The organism is Pseudomonas inefficax (assembly GCF_032164165.1).
Taxonomy (GTDB): domain Bacteria; phylum Pseudomonadota; class Gammaproteobacteria; order Pseudomonadales; family Pseudomonadaceae; genus Aquipseudomonas; species Aquipseudomonas inefficax.
On the sequence record NZ_CP134401.1, the window covers coordinates 4,354,315 to 4,370,632 of the forward strand.

The following is a 16,318-nucleotide window of genomic DNA, read 5'->3' on the forward strand; positions in this document are numbered from 1 at the left end:
CCTCAAACCAGCGCGTTGCGTTTGGCCATTTCAATCAGGTCGACCAGCGTATTGACCTGAAGTTTGTACATGAGGCGCTTCTTGTAGGTACTGACTGTCTTGCTGCTGAGGAACATGCCCTTGGCAATTTCCTTGTTGCTGCGGCCTTGGGCGAATAGTTGCAGTACCATCAGTTCGCGGTCATTCACCTGGCGGAAAAGTTGCAAGTCGGCATTTACCGCCTGGTCATGCTTGATTGCCTGGCTGGGGAAATAGTTGTAACCAGCCAGCACGGCCTTGATTGCACTGAGTAGTTCGCTCAGGTCTTCCTGCTTGCATACATAGCCTGCAGCGCCAGAGTGCATGCAGCGCACGGCAAACAAAGCCGGAGATTGTGCGGTCAGTATCAGCACCTTCAGGGGTAGGGCCATGGCCTGGAACCGGGCAAGCACCTCCAGCCCGTCCAGCTTGGGAATGCTGATGTCGAGTATGACCAGGTCGGGAGCGGTTTCGCGAATCATCTGCATGGCGTCCACGCCGTTGTCCGACTCGCCGACAACTTTGTAATTCTGGTTTTCCAGCAGCATACGAACAGCCAGGCGGATGACGGGATGGTCGTCGACAATAAATATGGAATGCATGTTCAACTTCCCTACGGGCGATTGAGGGTGACAGGCGGCACCTTATCGCAGTTGAAAGTCATCGGGCATGCGAGGAAGGGCTATCAGCCCTATATGGGAAATGGCTTACAAGATAAAACAATTCGGGCTACGAAACAGACGCGTTTAACCCAATGTCAAAATGTGATTGGTAACTTTTCATTTATTTTTATTCGTGTTGTGCATCTTGTCGCCAGCATATGTAGGAAGTTTCCCACAATATACGGTGCAGCTCCGAGGGATACCCGGGCTGCACCGGCAGGGCTCAGGTCGGGCTGGAGCGCCCGGTCATTTCCCGGGCCATTTCGCTGGCATAGCTGTCGGTCATCCCGGCGATGAAGTCGATCATGCGCAGGAAGGCGCTGTGCAGCGAGCCGTGCGGGTCGGGGGCATTGTTGCCGATCAGGTCCAGTACCCGGCGGCTCTTGAACGAGGGCGTGCGTCCACCGTGCTGTTCGAGGGCGGCCCCGCAGAAGGTGTTGAGCAGAATCTCCAGCGTGGTGTAGGCGCCGATCTCGTGCAGGGTCTTGCGCTTGTCCTGAAAGATCTTGTTGCGTGCCATGTCCTTGGCCTGCAGCACGCAGCGCTTGGCCGGGCCATGCATGTGTTCGACCAGGTCGCCCGCCAGCTGCCCGGCCAGCAAGGCTTGCTGCTGTTCGACGAAGGCGTGGGCGGCAGCGTTGGTCAGGTGCTCGATGGCCTTGCCGCGCAGGATCGCCAGCTTGCGCCGCCTGGAGTCGCCAGGGCCGAGTTGGCGGTAGGTTTCCGGCAGATCCTCGCCGACCAGGTCGAGCAGCAGCGCTTCGACTTCGGCATATTGCAGCAGCTCCATTTCCAGGCCGTCTTCCAGGTCGATCAGCGCGTAGCAGATGTCATCCGCGGCTTCCATCAGGTAGACCAGCGGATGGCGCGCCCAGCGCTGATGTTCCAGTTGTGGCAGGCCAAGCTTGCGGGCGATCTGCTCGAGCAGCGGCAGTTCGCTCTGGTAACTGCCGAACTTGTGCTTCTTGTAACCCAGGGCGTCGGCGTGGCGTGCGCTCCACGGGTACTTCAGGTAAGTGCCGAGGGTGGCATAGGTCAGCCGTGTACCACCATCGAACTGGTGATATTCCAGCTGGGTGAGTACGCGAAAGCCTTGGGCGTTGCCTTCGAAGTTGAGGAAGTCGGCGCGCTCGTCGCCGCTCATGTCGTCCAGCCAGCCGCGCCCGGCCGCCTGCTGGAACCAGTGGCGGATGGCATCTTCGCCAGAGTGGCCGAACGGTGGGTTGCCGATGTCATGGGCCAGGCAGGCCGACTGCACGATCATTCCCAGGTCACTGGGAGCGCACCAGTCCGGCAGGCTGTCGCGCAGGGTTTCGCCGACGCGCATGCCCAGCGAGCGGCCGACGCAGCTGACTTCCAGCGAGTGGGTCAGGCGTGTGTGGATATGGTCGTTGCTGGAAACCGGGTGCACCTGGGTCTTGCGCCCGAGGCGGCGGAAGGCACCGGAGAAGATGATGCGGTCGTGGTCCTTGTGAAAGGGGCTGCGCCCGAGTTCATCGGCGCTGTACAGGGCTTTGCCCAGGCGTTCGCGGGTGAGCAGGGTGTGCCAGTCCAAGGCGCGGTCTCCTGTGGATCGAAGGCATTAGCTTCCAGTGTCGCGTGCATATGCGCAAGGGGCAGGTCGATACCGACCCTGTGGGAGCGGGTTTACCCGCGAATGCGTCGGTGTCTCCAGTGCCGCATTCGCGGGTAAACCCGCTCCCACAAGGGGCAATACAGATCGTCAGGGGCGGCGGCTGCCTTGCAGGTACAGGCGCAGCAACGGCAGCAGGCTGGTGCCCAGACGCACCAGCCGCGCCAGGTTGCCGCTGCGCACGCCCTTGCCGGTGAGGAAGCCCAGCGCCACCACGGCGCCTATCCCCCACAGCGGTGCATGCTTGATGCCCAGCCCATCGTGCAGCGAGCTGCCCATGCCGCGCACGCGGCGCAGTGGCTCCAGCAACTGCGCGGACTCGTGGCGGATTTCCTGGCGGTGCATTTCCATGCGCAGGCGCAGCAGCGCCTTGCGCAGTTCGCGCGGGTTACGGGTGTTTGGCAGTTCTGGCAGGTTCATGGCAACAGGCGCTCCCGGTCCTTGGCAAGTTCCTCGAGGGTGGCGCCGAAGGGCGACGACTCGTCGAACACCGCTGCCTTCAGGCGCAGGCCGCAATACAACGCGGCGATGCCGTAGAACACGCACAGGCCGATGATGCCGGCCAGGCGATAGCTGTCCCACAGCAGCACCAGCAGCAGCCCGGACAGCGCCGTCAGCAGCAGCAGGGCGAATACCAGGGCCAGGCCAGCGAACAGCAGCAGGCTCAAGGTGCGGCCCTTCTGCTCCTGCAACTCGATGCCAAACAGTTCGATATGGCTGTGCAGCAGCCCCAGGACAGCCGCACCCAGGCGCTTGCCCGAGGCGCTGGCGCCGTTGGCGTCGTTCTCCATGGGAACCCCTTAGCGCCGGTTGGCCAGCAGGCCGATCAACAGGCCGACGCCAGCGGCAATGCCGATCGCCTGCCATGGTTTTTCCTGTACGTATTGTTCGGCACTGCCCAGTGCTGCCTGGCCGCGCTCGCGCACCGAGTCCTGGGTCAGCTGCAGGGTTTCGCGGGCCAGGGTCAGGCGGTCGTGGATCTGTTCACGCAACTCGTCAGCCTGGTCGCCTGCCAGGTTGGCGGTGTCGGCCAGCAGCTTCTCGGTGTCGCGGACCAGTGCCTGGAAGTCAGCCGTCAATATCTCTTGTGCAGTCTTTGCCGATTTGCTGGCCATGGGTGTCTCCCTGTCGATGAATGTTGGTAGTTCGAGTGATCGCACGCGCGGAAGGTTCAAGTGCCGACGCTGGTATGAGCCTTGCTATGGCTTTGCCACGTTGCGGGGCGCCCAGGGCGAGTATTGCGCCGATTCAGGGCGCCAGCGCAGCGGATACCGATAAACCTTAACCCAATCCACGACAAACCCAAGAAAAAACCACGCAGGCTCCGCCCGGCTCACCGGAACAGGGCAGGGAGCTGGCACCGATTCGGTGCAGGGATGCAGGTTCTTGAACTGTCCTGGTGCCTTTTTCAGCAGGCCTGCCTATTTCATGGAAAACATGCACAGCGCGATGGACTCTCTGGTCCACGGTTCCAACACCCTGTTCATTCTCATGGGCGCCATCCTGGTGCTGGCCATGCATGCCGGCTTCGCGTTTCTCGAAGTGGGCACGGTGCGTCACAAGAACCAGGTCAATGCCTTGTCGAAGATTCTCAGCGATTTCGCTATTTCTGCATTGGTGTACTTCTTCATCGGCTACTGGATCGCCTACGGGGTCAGCTTCTTCCAGCCGGCGGCGGCGCTGGCTGCCGACCATGGCTATGCGCTGGTCAAGTGCTTCTTCCTGCTGACCTTCGCCGCGGCGATCCCGGCAATCATCTCCGGGGGCATCGCCGAGCGGGCACGCTTCGTGCCGCAACTGTGCGCCACGGCGTTGATCGTGGCGTTCATCTACCCATTCTTCGAGGGGGTGGTGTGGAACGGCAACCTGGGCGTACAGGCCTGGTTGCAGGCACGCTTCGGTGCGCCGTTCCATGACTTTGCCGGCTCGGTGGTGGTGCATGCCATGGGCGGCTGGCTGGCGTTGGCGGCGGTACTGCTGCTGGGCGCGCGCCGCGGGCGCTACCGTGAGGGCCGGCTGGTGGCGTTTGCGCCGTCGAGCATTCCTTTCCTGGCATTAGGGTCGTGGATCCTGATCATCGGCTGGTTCGGGTTCAACGTCATGAGTGCCCAGACCCTGCAGGGTGTCAGCGGCCTGGTGGCGATCAACTCGCTGATGGCCATGGTCGGTGGCACCCTGTCGGCCTTGCTGGCCGGGCGTAACGACCCAGGTTTCCTGCATAACGGGCCGCTGGCCGGGCTGGTGGCGGTGTGTGCCGGTTCCGACCTGATGCACCCGATTGGTGCGCTGGCCACCGGCCTGGTGGCGGGCGCGCTGTTCGTCTGGACCTTCACCGCAGCGCAGAACCGCTGGAAGATCGACGATGTGCTGGGTGTGTGGCCGTTGCATGGCCTGTGTGGCGTATGGGGTGGCATGGCCTGCGGCATCTTCGGCCAGGAGGTTCTTGGTGGAATGGGCGGCGTCAGCCTGGCCAGCCAGGTGCTGGGCAGCCTGATGGGCGTGGTGGTGGCATTGGCTGGCGGTTTTGCCGTGTATGGGGCAATCCGCGCGCTGCACGGGCTGCGCTTGAGCCATGAGCAGGAGTTCCAGGGCGCGGACCTGTCGCTGCACCGTATCGGCGCCACCAGCCAGGATTGAGCCAGGTCAGGTGCACTGTGCGCAGGACGGACCTAGAATAGGTTTCCCTCCTGCCAACGCGGACTTGCCCCATGCTGCCTGAATGCCAACTGTTCGGCACCCTCGGCTGCCACCTGTGTGAAGTGGCCGAGGCCGTGCTGATGCCCTTCGTCGACCATGGCCTGCTGGTGGAGCTGGTCGACATTGCCGAGAACGAAGCCCTGTTCGAACGCTATGGCCTGATCATTCCGGTGCTGCGCCGCTGTGACAACGGCGCCGAGCTGCACTGGCCGTTCGATGCCGAACAGGTGGTGGCGTTTCTCGCGCAGTAATTGCGCCAGGGGAGGTCTGTCCCTGCTCCATGCGGCATGCTGCGTTGTGATGATCGGCTGCCGGCACCTTGAGGCCGGCATTTTTCACCGGTCATCAGGAACCCAGCCATGCTCATTTCACCCCATTTCACCCTCGATGAAATGACCGTTTCGCAGCTCGCCGCCAGGGAAGGGCTCGACAATAATCCACCAGCCGAGGCGCGTGCCAACCTGCAGTTGCTGTGCAATTCACTGGAGCAGGTGCGGGCGCTGTTCGGCGCACCGGTCATCGTCAGTAGCGGCTATCGCAGCCCCGCGGTCAACCAGCGCATTGGCGGGGCGCGGACGAGCCAGCATTTGCAGGGGCTGGCGGCTGACTTCACGGTGTTTGGAGTGAGCCCGCGCGAGGTTGTGCTCCGGGTCAGCGAAAGCGCCATTCCCTTCGACCAGCTGATCCTCGAATTCGATAACTGGGTGCACCTGGCCGTATCGCGCGGCGTCCCTCGGCGCCAGGTGTTGACCATTCGTAAAGGCAGCGGCTATCTGCCGGGGCTGCAATGAAGCGCATTGACGGCGGCAAGGGGATGTTCGTATGCTGTATATAAATACAGTATCGAGGTGAAGCCATGCTCAATGTCGAGCAACTCAAGTACAGCGTCAACCGCATGCCCGTCGAGCGGGTGGCCGATGCTGTTCTGGAACTGCGCCTCGAAGGCCTGGTTACCGACGACCGTACGCCGTTCGGCAAGGTCCACTTCAATACCTGCTTCGCCGAGATCGAGGCCTTGTTCCAGCGTGCCGGCTACCACCGTGGGCTGGATGTGGTGGGTTACCAGGGGCTGCTGTATGCCCTCTATGACCCTGGGCGCTGGGAGCCGGTGCAGGTGTTGCGCTGGCTGAAGGAGCGCTGTGAGGCCATTGCCCAGGCTGGTTGAGGGCGCGGGCTTGGGGGATAATGCGCGGCCGTGAACGTTTCGAGCCCTGCCATGACCACGCCTTTCGACCCCGCCCGCCAGCAAGCCAGCACGGTGTGCCTGCCCCCCGGTAACTGGGCGACGGTGCTCGACTGCCTGTGTGACCATTTCAAGACCATCGACCGCGCCCAGTGGCTCGACCGCTTTGCCCGTGGCCGGGTGCTGGATGCCGAGGGCAGGGCGGTTTCTGCCGAACTGCCTTACAAGCGCGGTATGCGTTTGCACTACTTCCGTGAGGTGCCGAACGAGCGGCCGATCCCGGTGCAGGAGACCATACTGCATGTGGATGAGCACCTGGTGGTGGCCGACAAGCCGCATTTCCTGCCAGTGACGCCGACTGGTGAATACGTCGAACAGACCTTATTGCGCCGCCTGATCCGCCGCCTGGGCAACCCGCATCTGGTGCCGTTGCACCGTATCGACCGGCATACCGCCGGGCTTGTGCTGTTTTCCGCCAACCCGCAGAGCCGCAGTGCCTACCAACGGCTGTTCCCTGAACGTCGCATCGACAAGCGCTACCAGGCCATTGCCGCGGCCATGCCGCAGCACGTTTTCCCGCTGGTGCACAAAAGCCGCCTGGGACATGGCGAGCCGTTTTTCCGCATGCATGAGGTAGAGGGGGAGGCCAACAGCGAAACCCTGGCCGAAGTGCTGGAGAAGAACGGTGAGCTGTGGCGTTACGGGCTGTCGCCGGTGACTGGCAAGACCCATCAGTTGCGTGTGCACATGGCAGCATTGGGGGCGGGGATCTGCAATGACCCGTTCTATCCGCAGTTGGTCAATGAAGAGGATGACTACCAGCGGCCGCTGAAGTTGCTGGCGCAGAGCCTGCGCTTTGCAGACCCGTTGAGCGGGGAAGAGCGCTACTTCGAGAGCCGCTTGCGGCTGGATTGGTAAAGCACACGCTCATTGCAGGAAGCAGTTGCAGTGAATGCACTCTGAAGGCTTGCGCGGTCCCCTGTGGGAGCGGGTTCACCCGCGAATAAGCCTGTGCGCTGGATGGCACCGGCTTTGCCGGTGTTCGCGGGTGAACCCGCTCCCACAGTGACCGCGCAATCTTCTGAGTTTTGCGCAAAGCAGTGAATCCCAAAGGTACGGCGCAGCTACAAGTGCATGCCGTACCTCTGGAAGCCGCCCTAGCGGTTGAACCGTTCCACCAGCGAATACTGGCTGCCAGCAGTACTGGTCAGCTCTTCGCTGAGCAGCGCAGAGTGCTGGGCCTGTTCGGCAGTCTGGTCGGCGAGGTCGGCGATGGTGCTGATGTTGCGGCTGATCTCGTCAGCCACCGCAGTCTGTTCCTCGGTCGCTGCAGCAATCTGGGTTGCCATGTCGGTAATGTTGGCAACCGCCTCACTGATGCCCACCAGCGCCTCGTCGGCCTGCATCACACGGTCGACGCCTTCCTGCGCCTGGCGATGGCCGGTTTCCATGGTCAGTACGGCATTGCTGGCGGTTTGTTGCAGCTTGGCGATCAGGCCGTGGATCTGCCCGGTGGATTCGGCAGTGCGCTGGGCCAGCTGGCGCACTTCGTCGGCCACCACGGCAAAGCCTCGGCCCATTTCACCGGCACGTGCCGCTTCGATGGCCGCGTTCAGCGCCAGCAGGTTGGTCTGGTCGGCGATGCCCTTGATCACATCGACCACGCCACCAATCTCATCACTGTCCTTGGCCAGTTGCGTCACCGTCTGGCCGGTCTCGCCCACCGCCGCCGAGAGGCGTTCGATGGCCTCGCGGGTTTCACCGGCAATCTGCCGGCCCTGGCTGGTCAGGCGGTTGGCTTCCTGGGTGGCATCGGCGGTGCGCTGCACGTGGTTGGCCACTTCCTGGGTGGTGGCGGCCATCTGGTTGACCGCAGCGGCAACCTGCTCGGTCTCCACTCGCTGGCGTTCCAGGCCCGAAGAACTCTTGTGCGCCAGCACATCGGACTGACGCGCCTGTTCGCTGAGGTGTTCGGCGCTGTCCTGCAGGCGGGTCAGGCAGGTTTTCATACGTGCGTCCTGGCTGAGCATGGCCATTTCCAGGCGCGCCTGCACGCCACGGCTGTCGGTGTACATCTGCGCGATCAGCGGGTCGGAGGTGGTCTGTTCGGCCAGGCGCAGCAGGCGTTTGAGGCCGCGCTGCTGCCAGCTCAGGCCCAGCAGGCCCAGCGGTACGGAAAGCCCGGCAGCCAGGGCGAAGCCCCAGGAATGGCCCAGCCAGTTGCCGATCAGGAAGCCCACCTGGCTGATCAGGATGAACGGCAACCAGTCCTGCAGCACCGGCAGCCACTTGTCCCGGCGCGGTACCGCCGGCTTGCCCTGGTTGATGCGCTGGTACAGCGCCTCGGCGCGGCGGACCTGCTCGGCGGTAGGCTTGACCCGCACTGATTCGAAGCCGACCACCTGGTTGTTGTCGAAGATCGGCGTGACATAGGCATTGACCCAGTAGTGGTCGCCGGACTTGCAGCGGTTCTTGACGATGCCCATCCACGGCTGGCCCTGCTTGAGGGTTTGCCACATATGGGCAAACACCGCTGGCGGCACATCGGGGTGGCGCACCAGGTTGTGCGGCGCACCGGTCAGTTCTTCGCGGGTGAAACCACTGATCTCGATGAAGGCATCGTTGCAGTAAGTGATCACACCTTTGGCATTGGTGGTGGAGATCAACCGCTGCTGGGCAGGGAAAGTCCGTTCTCTCTGGGTAATCGGCTGGTTGTTACGCATGGGTTGATAGTCCGCAGGGCTTTCGACAGGTATCGGCAAGCCGCTGGTTTTATTGAATGGATATTTAATGTGCTTGATCTGTGGCAATAAGCCATCACTCGATCTGCGTTAGCCAACGAGCACATTTGAGCAAGTTGGGCTCATTATTGCGTTTTTACTGCTGTTTCATGACGGATAAGTCGAATGATGACCGATTGGCTAGCCAAGAGCCAGCATCGGATAGCTGAACAGGGTGAAGTGCACCAGGTTCAGGGCGAAATGGCAGAGCACCGCCGCCGCCACGCCGCCCCAGCGGTACGCCAGGCCGTAGCCGAAACCGGCAAGCGTGGCCAGGTACACCCATTGCCAGCCGGCCCCCAGGTGGGCCAGGCCGAACAGCAAGGCGGTGGTGAGCAATGCCAGCCCTTGGTGGCGCAGCAGCCGTAGCAGGCCGGCCTGGATGTAACCGCGGAACAACAGTTCTTCGGTCAGGCTTACCAGCAGCAGGTTGTTCAGCAGCCAGAGCCAGGCCTGGTCGGGCCATTTCGGGGCCCAGGCAAGCGTGCCCAGTGCCCAGGCACCACCCAGGCAGGCAAGCAGGGTCAGGGGCAGGGCGAATAGCAGGCTGGTCGCCAGGCCCTGGCTGCGCCACAGGAACAGCCAAGGGCAGGCCAGCAGCAGCCAGGCGCCAATCAGCGGTTTGTCCAGGTTCAGGTACATCGTGAAAGGCAGAGCGCCAGGGCTCAGGATGACGCCGTCGATGACCTTGGTTGAGTTGAAACCGGGCAGCCAGTGCAATGCCAGGGCGATGGCCAGCAGGATGAACGATGCGTGGCCCAGGGCTTGTAGCCAGCGCTGGGGGCGACGAGCGAGCAATGCGCTGGCGAGCAGGGCGAGGAAGGTGGGCAGGGTGGTGATGTCGAGGCTGCCATGGCTCAGGGCGAGGGTGTAGCCGAGTGCCAGGAGTAAAAGTGCGATCAGGTTGAAGCGAGGCACGAGTAGTCCTTCTCGTTGAACGATATTGGGGCCGCTGCGCGGCCCATCGCCGGCAAGCCAGCTCCCACAGGGATAGCCTCAAGGCTGAGGGCTGTACTTTGCCTGTGGGAGCAACTGCCTTGAATATCTCTTCAAGCCAGCACTGGCCCTTGTAGGAGCGGCCTTGTGTCGCGATGGGGCGCGCAGCGGCCCCGGCAATCTTTGCTGCGAAGCTGAAAACCCGGGGCCGCTGCGCGCCCCATCGCGACACAAGGCCGCTCCTACAGGCGATGGGCTGCACAGCAGCCCCAAGCATACGCGCCTCAACCAGCAATCAGCTGACGCAACACATAATGCAATATTCCCCCCGCCTTGAAGTATTCCACTTCATTCAGCGTATCGATCCGGCACAGCACCTCAAACTGCTCCTGCTGCCCATCCTCGCGGGTGATGCGCAAGGGCAGGCTCATGCCCGGGCGAATCTGTGCGCCGTTCAAGCCCAGCACATCGATCTTCTCCTTGCCGGTCAGCCCCAGTTGCTTGCGGTTGTGTCCGGCCTTGAACTGCAGCGGCAGCACGCCCATGCCTACCAGGTTGGAACGGTGAATGCGCTCGAAGCTCTCCGCCAGCACCGCCTTGACCCCCAGCAGGTTGGTGCCCTTGGCCGCCCAGTCTCGGCTCGAGCCGGTGCCGTATTCCTGGCCGGCGATCACTACCAGTGCAGTGCCTTCCTGCTGGTAGCGCATGGCCGCGTCGTAGATCGACAGTTTCTCGCCGCTGGGCACGTGCAGGGTGTTGCCGCCTTCTTCGCCCGCCAGCATTTCGTTGCGGATGCGGATGTTGGCGAAGGTACCGCGCATCATCACTTCATGGTTGCCACGCCGCGAGCCGTAGGAGTTGAAGTCGCGGGGCTCCACTCCCTTCTCGCGCAGGTAGCGCCCGGCCGGGCTGTCGGCCTTGATGTTGCCGGCCGGGGAAATGTGGTCGGTGGTCACCGAGTCACCCAGCAGCGCCAGAATCCGCGCACCCTGGATGTCGGTGATTTGCGGGGGAGGCCCGCCGATGTCGTCGAAGAATGGTGGATGCTGGATATAGGTGGAGTCGGCCTGCCACACGTAGGTGGCCGCCTGGGGTACCTCGATGGCCTGCCACTGCGCATCGCCGGCGAACACTTCGGCGTATTCCTTGTGGAACATTGCCGTGTCGACCTTGGCCACGGCAGCGGCAATTTCCTGCTGGCTGGGCCAGATGTCGCGCAGGTACACCGGCTGGCCATCCTTGCCGGTGCCCAGCGGGTCGCGGGTCAGGTCCAGGCGCACGCTGCCGGCCAGGGCATAGGCCACCACCAGCGGCGGCGAGGCCAGCCAGTTGGTCTTGACCAGCGGGTGCACCCGGCCTTCGAAGTTGCGGTTGCCCGACAACACCGAAGCCACCGTGAGGTCAGCGCTGCCGATGGCTTTTTCGATCGCTTCATCCAGCGGGCCGGAGTTGCCGATGCAGGTTGTGCAGCCATAGCCGACCAGATCGAACCCCAATTGGTCCAGATAGGTGGTGAGCCCGGCGGCCTTGAAGTAGTCGGTGACCACCTTTGAGCCCGGCGCCAGCGAACTCTTGACCCAGGGTTTGCGTTGCAGGCCTTTTTCCAGGGCCTTTTTCGCCACCAGCCCGGCGGCCATCATCACGCTGGGGTTGGAGGTGTTGGTACACGAGGTGATCGCGGCAATCACCACGGCGCCATCGCGCAGGGTGTGGGTCTGGCCTTGATGGCTGTAGTCGATCTCCCCGGCCTGGTCGGCGTTGCCCACCGCCACGCCGCCGCCACCTTCGCTTTCCAGGCGGCTTACCTCTTTGGCCAGCGGTCTGGGTTGCAGTTCGATGAAGTGGTCGAAGGCCTGGCTGACCTGGCCCAGGGCTACCCGGTCCTGCGGCCGCTTTGGCCCGGCCAGGCTGGCCTCGACCTCTTGCATGTCCAGCGCCAGGCTGTCGCTGAACAGTGGCTCCTGGCCCGGCAGCCGCCACAGCCCTTGGGCTTTGCAGTACTGCTCGACCAGTTGCACGGTCGCCTCGGGGCGCCCTGACAGGCGCAGGTAGTCCAGGGTCACCTGATCGACCGGGAAGAAGCCGCAGGTGGCACCGTATTCCGGGGCCATGTTGGCAATGGTCGCACGGTCGGCCAAGGGCAGCTCGGCCAGGCCATCACCATAGAACTCGACGAACTTGCCCACCACGCCCTTCTTGCGCAGCATCTGCGTCACCGTCAGCACCAGGTCGGTGGCGGTGATGCCTTCGCGCAGCTTGCCGGTCAGCTTGAAGCCGATCACTTCGGGGATCAGCATCGACACAGGCTGGCCGAGCATGGCCGCTTCCGCTTCGATGCCGCCCACGCCCCAGCCGAGCACGCCCAGGCCATTGATCATGGTGGTATGTGAGTCGGTTCCGACCAGAGTGTCGGGGAAGGCGTAGGTGCGACCATCGGCCTCACGGGTCCAGACGGTGCGGCCGAGGTACTCCAGGTTGACCTGGTGGCAGATGCCGGTGCCCGGCGGTACCACGCGGAAATTGTCGAAGGCACTCTGGCCCCAGCGCAGGAAGGCATAGCGCTCGCCGTTGCGCTGCATCTCGATGTCGACGTTCTCGCTGAAGGCCTGCGGCGTGCCGTAGCGGTCGACCATCACCGAATGGTCGATCACCAGGTCCACGGGTGACAGCGGGTTGATCCGCTGCGGGTTGCCGCCGGCCTTGGCCATGGCTGCGCGCATGGCGGCCAGGTCGACCACGGCCGGCACACCGGTAAAGTCCTGCATCAGCACCCGCGCCGGGCGGTACTGGATCTCGCGGTCGGAGCGTCGGTCACCCAGCCATTGGGCGAGGGCGCGCAGGTCGTCGCCGGTGACGGTCTGGCCGTCCTCCCAGCGCAGCAGGTTTTCCAGCAGCACCTTCAGCGACATGGGCAGGTGCTGCAGGTCGCCCAATTGGCGGGCGGCCTCGGGGAGGCTGAAGTAGTGGTAGGTCTGGTCGCCGACCTTGAGTGATCTGAGGGTATTCAGGCTATCGAGCGAGGGCATTGCCAACTCCTTCTGCGCCGGTGCCTGGCAAGATCTGCCGGTGGCACCGCTGTGTATCGATCCGCACGGCACGGACCTGGCTGAAAGGTCAGGTTAGACTGCTTTGCGCCACCTGACCCTTTTCTGGACCGGCGGGGCGTGTCGCAGGTTCCGATCTTCCTTTATCATCGCCGCCCTGCCAGCGCCTGTGGTGCGCCAGCCGTAGTGGAGTGAGAGATGAATACCCTGTTCATGCATTGCCGGCCCGGTTTCGAGGGTGAGGTGTGCGCCGAAATCAGCGAACATGCCGCCCGCCTGGGTGTTGCCGGCTATGCCAAAGGCAAGCCGCAAAGTGCCAGTGCCGAGTTTGTCTGTAGCGAGGAGGGCGGTGCCGAGCGCTTGATGGGGGAACTGCGCTTCAACCAGCTGATTTTCCCGCGGCAGTGGGCCCGTGGCGGTTATGTCGAGCTGCCGGAAAGCGACCGTATCAGTGTGCTGTTGGCGCACCTGGCCGACTTCCCGCTGTTCGGCAGCCTGTGGCTGGAAGTGCTGGACAGCAACGAAGGCAAGGAACTGTCCACGTTCTGCCGCAAGTTCGAGGTGCCGCTGCGCAAGGCCCTGGAAAAGGCCGGCCGCCTGGTCGACGACGCCAGCCGCCCACGCCTGCTGCTCACCTTCATCAGCGGTCGCCGCGTATTTGCCGGTGTTGCCCCGGCCAACAACAGTGCGCTGTGGCCCATGGGCATCCCACGCCTGAAGTTCCCCCGCGAGGCGCCCAGCCGCTCGACGCTCAAACTGGAAGAGGCCTGGCACCAGTTCATCCCGCGCGAGCAGTGGGAGCAGCGCCTGGGCGATGACATGACCGGCGTCGACCTGGGTGCGTCGCCGGGTGGCTGGACCTACCAGCTGGTGCGCCGGGGCATGCTGGTGACTGCCATCGACAACGGGCCGATGGCCGAGAGCTTGATGGACACCGGCTTGGTCCAGCACCTGATGGCCGATGGTTTCACCTGGCAACCGAAGCAGCCGGTGGACTGGATGGTGTGCGACATCGTCGAGAAACCGGCGCGTACCACCTCGCTGATCGAGACCTGGCTGGGCGAGGGGTTGTGCCGTGAGGCGGTGGTCAACCTGAAGTTGCCGATGAAGCAGCGCTATGCCGAAGTACGCCGGCTGCTCGAGCGCATGGAGGCGACCTTCAAGGCGCGCAAGATCAAGGTGTCGATTGCTTGCAAGCAGCTGTATCACGACCGTGAGGAAGTGACCTGCCATCTGCGTCGGCTCGATCTGAAACTGCGGTGATTTCGCGGGCTGCTTTGCAGCCCAATCGCCGGCAAGCCAGCCCCCACAGGGATGCAATTGTTTCAGGCTTGCTGCAATCCTGTGGGCACTGGCTTGCCGGCGATTGGGCCGCACAGCGCCCCCTTGGTCCACGCGGTACTATGCGCGACAATAGCGATCATTTGCGGAGTCCCTCATGACCGATTTCACCCCCGACGCCATCCTCGATGCCACCGGCCTGAACTGCCCGGAACCGGTGATGATGCTGCACCAGCACGTGCGCGCCCTGGCCGCTGGCGGCCTGCTCAAGGTCATCGCCACCGATCCCTCGACCCGCCGCGACATCCCCAAGTTCTGCAACTTCCTCGGCCACGAACTGCTGCAGCAGCAGGAAGACGCCGGTACCTTCCTGTACTGGATCCGCAAGAAAGCCGACTGAGCCGCTCTGGAACACGCCCGGCGTTGCGCCTACACTGCGTTCCCCAGACAGGAGAGCGCCATGCTGATAGTTGCAGACGAGAACATCCCGCTGCTCGATGCTTTCTTCCAGGGTTTCGGCGAAATCCGCCGTTACCCCGGCCGAAGCCTCGATGCCGCCAGCGTAAGGGACGCCGACATCCTGCTGGTGCGCTCGGTGAGCAAGGTCGACCGCCAGTTGCTCGAAGGCAGCCGCGTGCGCTTTGTCGGCACCTGCACCATCGGCACCGACCACCTCGACCTGGACTACTTTGCCGAAGCCGGCATCCAATGGAGCAGCGCACCGGGCTGCAATGCCCGCGGTGTGGTCGATTACGTGCTGGGTAGCCTGCTGACTCTGGCCGAGCTGGATGGCGTGGCACTGCCCGAGCGCGTATATGGCGTGGTCGGCGCGGGTGAGGTGGGTGGCCGCCTGGTGCGGGTGCTGCACGGCCTGGGCTGGAAGGTACTGGTATGCGACCCGCTGCGCCAGGCCGCCGAGGGCGGCGACTACGTCAGCCTCGAAACCATCCTGCAACAATGCGATGTGATCAGCCTGCACACCCCCTTGCAGCGTGGCGGCGAGCACCCGACCTGGCATCTGCTGGGCCAGGCGCAGCTGGCACAGTTGCGCCCGGGTGCCTGGCTGGTCAATGCCAGCCGTGGCCCGGTAGTGGACAACGCCGCCCTGCGCGAACTGCTGCTGGACCGCGAAGATGTACATGCAGTGCTGGATGTGTGGGAAGGCGAGCCGCAAGTCGACCTGCAACTGGCCGACCTGTGCACACTGGCTTCGCCGCACATTGCCGGCTACAGCCTCGATGGCCGCCAGCGCGGTACGGCGCAGATCTACCAGGCGCTGTGCCGCTTCCTTGGTGTCGGTGAACAGGTGCAACTGGCCGACCTGCTACCGCGGCCGCCGCTGGCGCAGATCGAGCTGGATGCCAGCACCGACCCGGCCTGGGCCTTGGCCACCTTGTGCCGCGCGGTGTACGACCCACGCCGCGACGATGCAGATTTCCGTCGCAGCCTCAGCGACGACCCGCAGCAACAGCGTGCAGCGTTCGATCAATTGCGCAAGCAGTACCCGCCACGGCGTGAGATCGAAGGGCTGGCGGTGCGCTTGCGCGGGGAATCGCCGCAGTTGGCGCAGCTGGTCAGTGCCTTGGGTGGGGTGTTGGTCTGACAGCCTGTCGAAGCTGTGCCGGCCTCTTCGCGGGTAAACCCGCTCCCACAGGGACCGCACAAGCCTTGAGGTCAACGGGTACCTGTGGGAGCGGGTTTACCCGCGAAAGGGCCAGCACAGGATTCAGGCAAATAAAAACCCGGCGCAAGCGCCGGGTTGCAAGAATTCGCCGATCAACCTTTGCGTACGCGCTCGACCCGGCTTTCTTCCAGGGCCTTGCAGGCCTGCTGGATCATCTGCTCGGTGATCGGTACTTCGCGCCCCTGGGCATCGATGATCGAACCGCACACCTGCGGCGGTGGGGTGGTCCGGGGCTTCTGGTTGTCGCTGCCATGCTGCAAGCTCATGTATTGTCTCCTCATCAGGTTCAAGCGCAGGTTAACCCTGTGCCGTGACTGGCCTGTGACAGTGCCGGCAGGGTCACGGCAGGCACAGTCCAGCAGAAACGGCAGCAAAGCTCCATAGCCTGGTTAGATCGATA

The 16,318-nt window shown here is 63.5% G+C and carries 17 protein-coding genes; 8 read left to right on the plus strand and 9 right to left on the minus strand.

The annotated features are described in order from the left end of the window. Positions 1 to 2: 2 nt before the first annotated feature. The 5 genes from RIN61_RS19660 to RIN61_RS19680 form a co-directional block, all read right to left on the minus strand. Entirely contained in the window at positions 3 to 620 is a 618-nt protein-coding gene (locus RIN61_RS19660) for a response regulator transcription factor (RefSeq protein WP_313853515.1), read from the minus strand. 283 nt (positions 621 to 903) lie between these two features. Then, positions 904 to 2,235: a deoxyguanosinetriphosphate triphosphohydrolase gene (locus RIN61_RS19665; RefSeq protein ID WP_313853517.1), complete on the minus strand. Its 1,332-nt coding sequence runs from the start codon at positions 2,233 to 2,235 to the stop codon at positions 904 to 906. A gap of 168 nt (positions 2,236 to 2,403) precedes the next feature. Continuing rightward, positions 2,404 to 2,733, minus strand: a complete 330-nt coding sequence (locus tag RIN61_RS19670; protein ID WP_112252110.1) for a hypothetical protein — start codon at positions 2,731 to 2,733, stop codon at positions 2,404 to 2,406. Beyond that, on the minus strand, positions 2,730 to 3,104 hold the full coding sequence (locus RIN61_RS19675; RefSeq protein ID WP_313853519.1) for a phage holin family protein: 375 nt from the start codon (positions 3,102 to 3,104) through the stop codon (positions 2,730 to 2,732). Before RIN61_RS19675 ends, RIN61_RS19670 begins: the two co-directional genes overlap by 4 nt. Before the next feature lie 9 nt (positions 3,105 to 3,113). Next, positions 3,114 to 3,428: an ElaB/YgaM/YqjD family protein gene (locus RIN61_RS19680; RefSeq protein WP_313853521.1), complete on the minus strand. Its 315-nt coding sequence runs from the start codon at positions 3,426 to 3,428 to the stop codon at positions 3,114 to 3,116. Between the two features lie 313 nt (positions 3,429 to 3,741). On the opposite strand from RIN61_RS19680, the gene RIN61_RS19685 reads away from it, so the two are divergent. The 5 genes from RIN61_RS19685 to RIN61_RS19705 all read left to right on the plus strand — a co-directional run bounded on the left by RIN61_RS19685 (position 3,742) and on the right by RIN61_RS19705 (position 7,111). After that, a complete protein-coding gene (locus RIN61_RS19685; protein ID WP_313853523.1) occupies positions 3,742 to 4,950 on the plus strand; it encodes an ammonium transporter in 1,209 nt (402 codons plus the stop codon). Between the two features lie 71 nt (positions 4,951 to 5,021). Then, positions 5,022 to 5,261 carry a glutaredoxin family protein gene (locus RIN61_RS19690; protein WP_063913871.1) on the plus strand — a complete coding sequence of 80 codons (240 nt, stop codon included), beginning with the start codon at positions 5,022 to 5,024 and terminating at the stop codon, positions 5,259 to 5,261. A 108-nt stretch (positions 5,262 to 5,369) separates the two neighbouring features. Continuing rightward, the gene (locus RIN61_RS19695; protein WP_112252112.1) at positions 5,370 to 5,801 is read left to right on the plus strand and encodes a D-Ala-D-Ala carboxypeptidase family metallohydrolase; all 432 of its coding nucleotides are present in this window, start codon (positions 5,370 to 5,372) and stop codon (positions 5,799 to 5,801) included. A gap of 65 nt (positions 5,802 to 5,866) precedes the next feature. After that, positions 5,867 to 6,175 carry a hypothetical protein gene (locus RIN61_RS19700; protein ID WP_004376097.1) on the plus strand — a complete coding sequence of 103 codons (309 nt, stop codon included), beginning with the start codon at positions 5,867 to 5,869 and terminating at the stop codon, positions 6,173 to 6,175. A gap of 51 nt (positions 6,176 to 6,226) precedes the next feature. Next, positions 6,227 to 7,111: a pseudouridine synthase gene (locus tag RIN61_RS19705; protein WP_313853527.1), complete on the plus strand. Its 885-nt coding sequence runs from the start codon at positions 6,227 to 6,229 to the stop codon at positions 7,109 to 7,111. A gap of 239 nt (positions 7,112 to 7,350) precedes the next feature. Here the strand turns inward: RIN61_RS19705 and RIN61_RS19710 are convergent, their stop codons facing one another. The 3 genes from RIN61_RS19710 to acnA all read right to left on the minus strand — a co-directional run bounded on the left by RIN61_RS19710 (position 7,351) and on the right by acnA (position 12,935). Further along, entirely contained in the window at positions 7,351 to 8,916 is a 1,566-nt protein-coding gene (locus tag RIN61_RS19710) for a methyl-accepting chemotaxis protein (protein ID WP_313853530.1), read from the minus strand. 198 nt (positions 8,917 to 9,114) lie between these two features. Further along, a complete protein-coding gene (locus RIN61_RS19715) occupies positions 9,115 to 9,891 on the minus strand; it encodes a CPBP family intramembrane glutamic endopeptidase (RefSeq protein ID WP_313853532.1) in 777 nt (258 codons plus the stop codon). A gap of 302 nt (positions 9,892 to 10,193) precedes the next feature. Then, positions 10,194 to 12,935 carry an aconitate hydratase AcnA gene (gene acnA, locus RIN61_RS19720; RefSeq protein WP_207878712.1) on the minus strand — a complete coding sequence of 914 codons (2,742 nt, stop codon included), beginning with the start codon at positions 12,933 to 12,935 and terminating at the stop codon, positions 10,194 to 10,196. A gap of 216 nt (positions 12,936 to 13,151) precedes the next feature. On the opposite strand from acnA, the gene rlmM reads away from it, so the two are divergent. The 3 genes from rlmM to pdxB all read left to right on the plus strand — a co-directional run bounded on the left by rlmM (position 13,152) and on the right by pdxB (position 15,837). Next, a complete protein-coding gene (rlmM, locus tag RIN61_RS19725) occupies positions 13,152 to 14,216 on the plus strand; it encodes a 23S rRNA (cytidine(2498)-2'-O)-methyltransferase RlmM (protein ID WP_112252117.1) in 1,065 nt (354 codons plus the stop codon). A gap of 175 nt (positions 14,217 to 14,391) precedes the next feature. Then, positions 14,392 to 14,634 carry a sulfurtransferase TusA gene (gene tusA, locus RIN61_RS19730; protein ID WP_112252118.1) on the plus strand — a complete coding sequence of 81 codons (243 nt, stop codon included), beginning with the start codon at positions 14,392 to 14,394 and terminating at the stop codon, positions 14,632 to 14,634. 60 nt (positions 14,635 to 14,694) lie between these two features. Then, positions 14,695 to 15,837 carry a 4-phosphoerythronate dehydrogenase PdxB gene (gene pdxB / locus RIN61_RS19735; protein ID WP_207878710.1) on the plus strand — a complete coding sequence of 381 codons (1,143 nt, stop codon included), beginning with the start codon at positions 14,695 to 14,697 and terminating at the stop codon, positions 15,835 to 15,837. 173 nt (positions 15,838 to 16,010) lie between these two features. Here the strand turns inward: pdxB and RIN61_RS19740 are convergent, their stop codons facing one another. After that, positions 16,011 to 16,184, minus strand: coding sequence for a PA1571 family protein (locus RIN61_RS19740; protein WP_166674232.1), 174 nt, complete (start codon positions 16,182 to 16,184; stop codon positions 16,011 to 16,013). Positions 16,185 to 16,318 lie beyond the last annotated feature (134 nt).

Bases quoted from the DNA above. Each gene is read 5' to 3' on its own strand.
- RIN61_RS19660 (WP_313853515.1), bottom strand. From the start codon at position 620: ATGCATTCCATATTTATTGTCGACGACCATCCCGTCATCCGCCTGGCT.
- RIN61_RS19670 (WP_112252110.1), bottom strand. From the start codon at position 2,733: ATGAACCTGCCAGAACTGCCAAACACCCGTAACCCGCGCGAACTGCGC.
- RIN61_RS19675 (WP_313853519.1), bottom strand. From the start codon at position 3,104: ATGGAGAACGACGCCAACGGCGCCAGCGCCTCGGGCAAGCGCCTGGGT.
- RIN61_RS19680 (WP_313853521.1), bottom strand. From the start codon at position 3,428: ATGGCCAGCAAATCGGCAAAGACTGCACAAGAGATATTGACGGCTGAC.
- RIN61_RS19685 (WP_313853523.1), top strand. From the start codon at position 3,742: ATGGAAAACATGCACAGCGCGATGGACTCTCTGGTCCACGGTTCCAAC.
- RIN61_RS19690 (WP_063913871.1), top strand. From the start codon at position 5,022: ATGCTGCCTGAATGCCAACTGTTCGGCACCCTCGGCTGCCACCTGTGT.
- RIN61_RS19695 (WP_112252112.1), top strand. From the start codon at position 5,370: ATGCTCATTTCACCCCATTTCACCCTCGATGAAATGACCGTTTCGCAG.
- RIN61_RS19700 (WP_004376097.1), top strand. From the start codon at position 5,867: ATGCTCAATGTCGAGCAACTCAAGTACAGCGTCAACCGCATGCCCGTC.
- RIN61_RS19705 (WP_313853527.1), top strand. From the start codon at position 6,227: ATGACCACGCCTTTCGACCCCGCCCGCCAGCAAGCCAGCACGGTGTGC.
- RIN61_RS19710 (WP_313853530.1), bottom strand. From the start codon at position 8,916: ATGCGTAACAACCAGCCGATTACCCAGAGAGAACGGACTTTCCCTGCC.
- acnA (WP_207878712.1), bottom strand. From the start codon at position 12,935: ATGCCCTCGCTCGATAGCCTGAATACCCTCAGATCACTCAAGGTCGGC.
- rlmM (WP_112252117.1), top strand. From the start codon at position 13,152: ATGAATACCCTGTTCATGCATTGCCGGCCCGGTTTCGAGGGTGAGGTG.
- tusA (WP_112252118.1), top strand. From the start codon at position 14,392: ATGACCGATTTCACCCCCGACGCCATCCTCGATGCCACCGGCCTGAAC.
- pdxB (WP_207878710.1), top strand. From the start codon at position 14,695: ATGCTGATAGTTGCAGACGAGAACATCCCGCTGCTCGATGCTTTCTTC.
- RIN61_RS19740 (WP_166674232.1), bottom strand. From the start codon at position 16,184: ATGAGCTTGCAGCATGGCAGCGACAACCAGAAGCCCCGGACCACCCCA.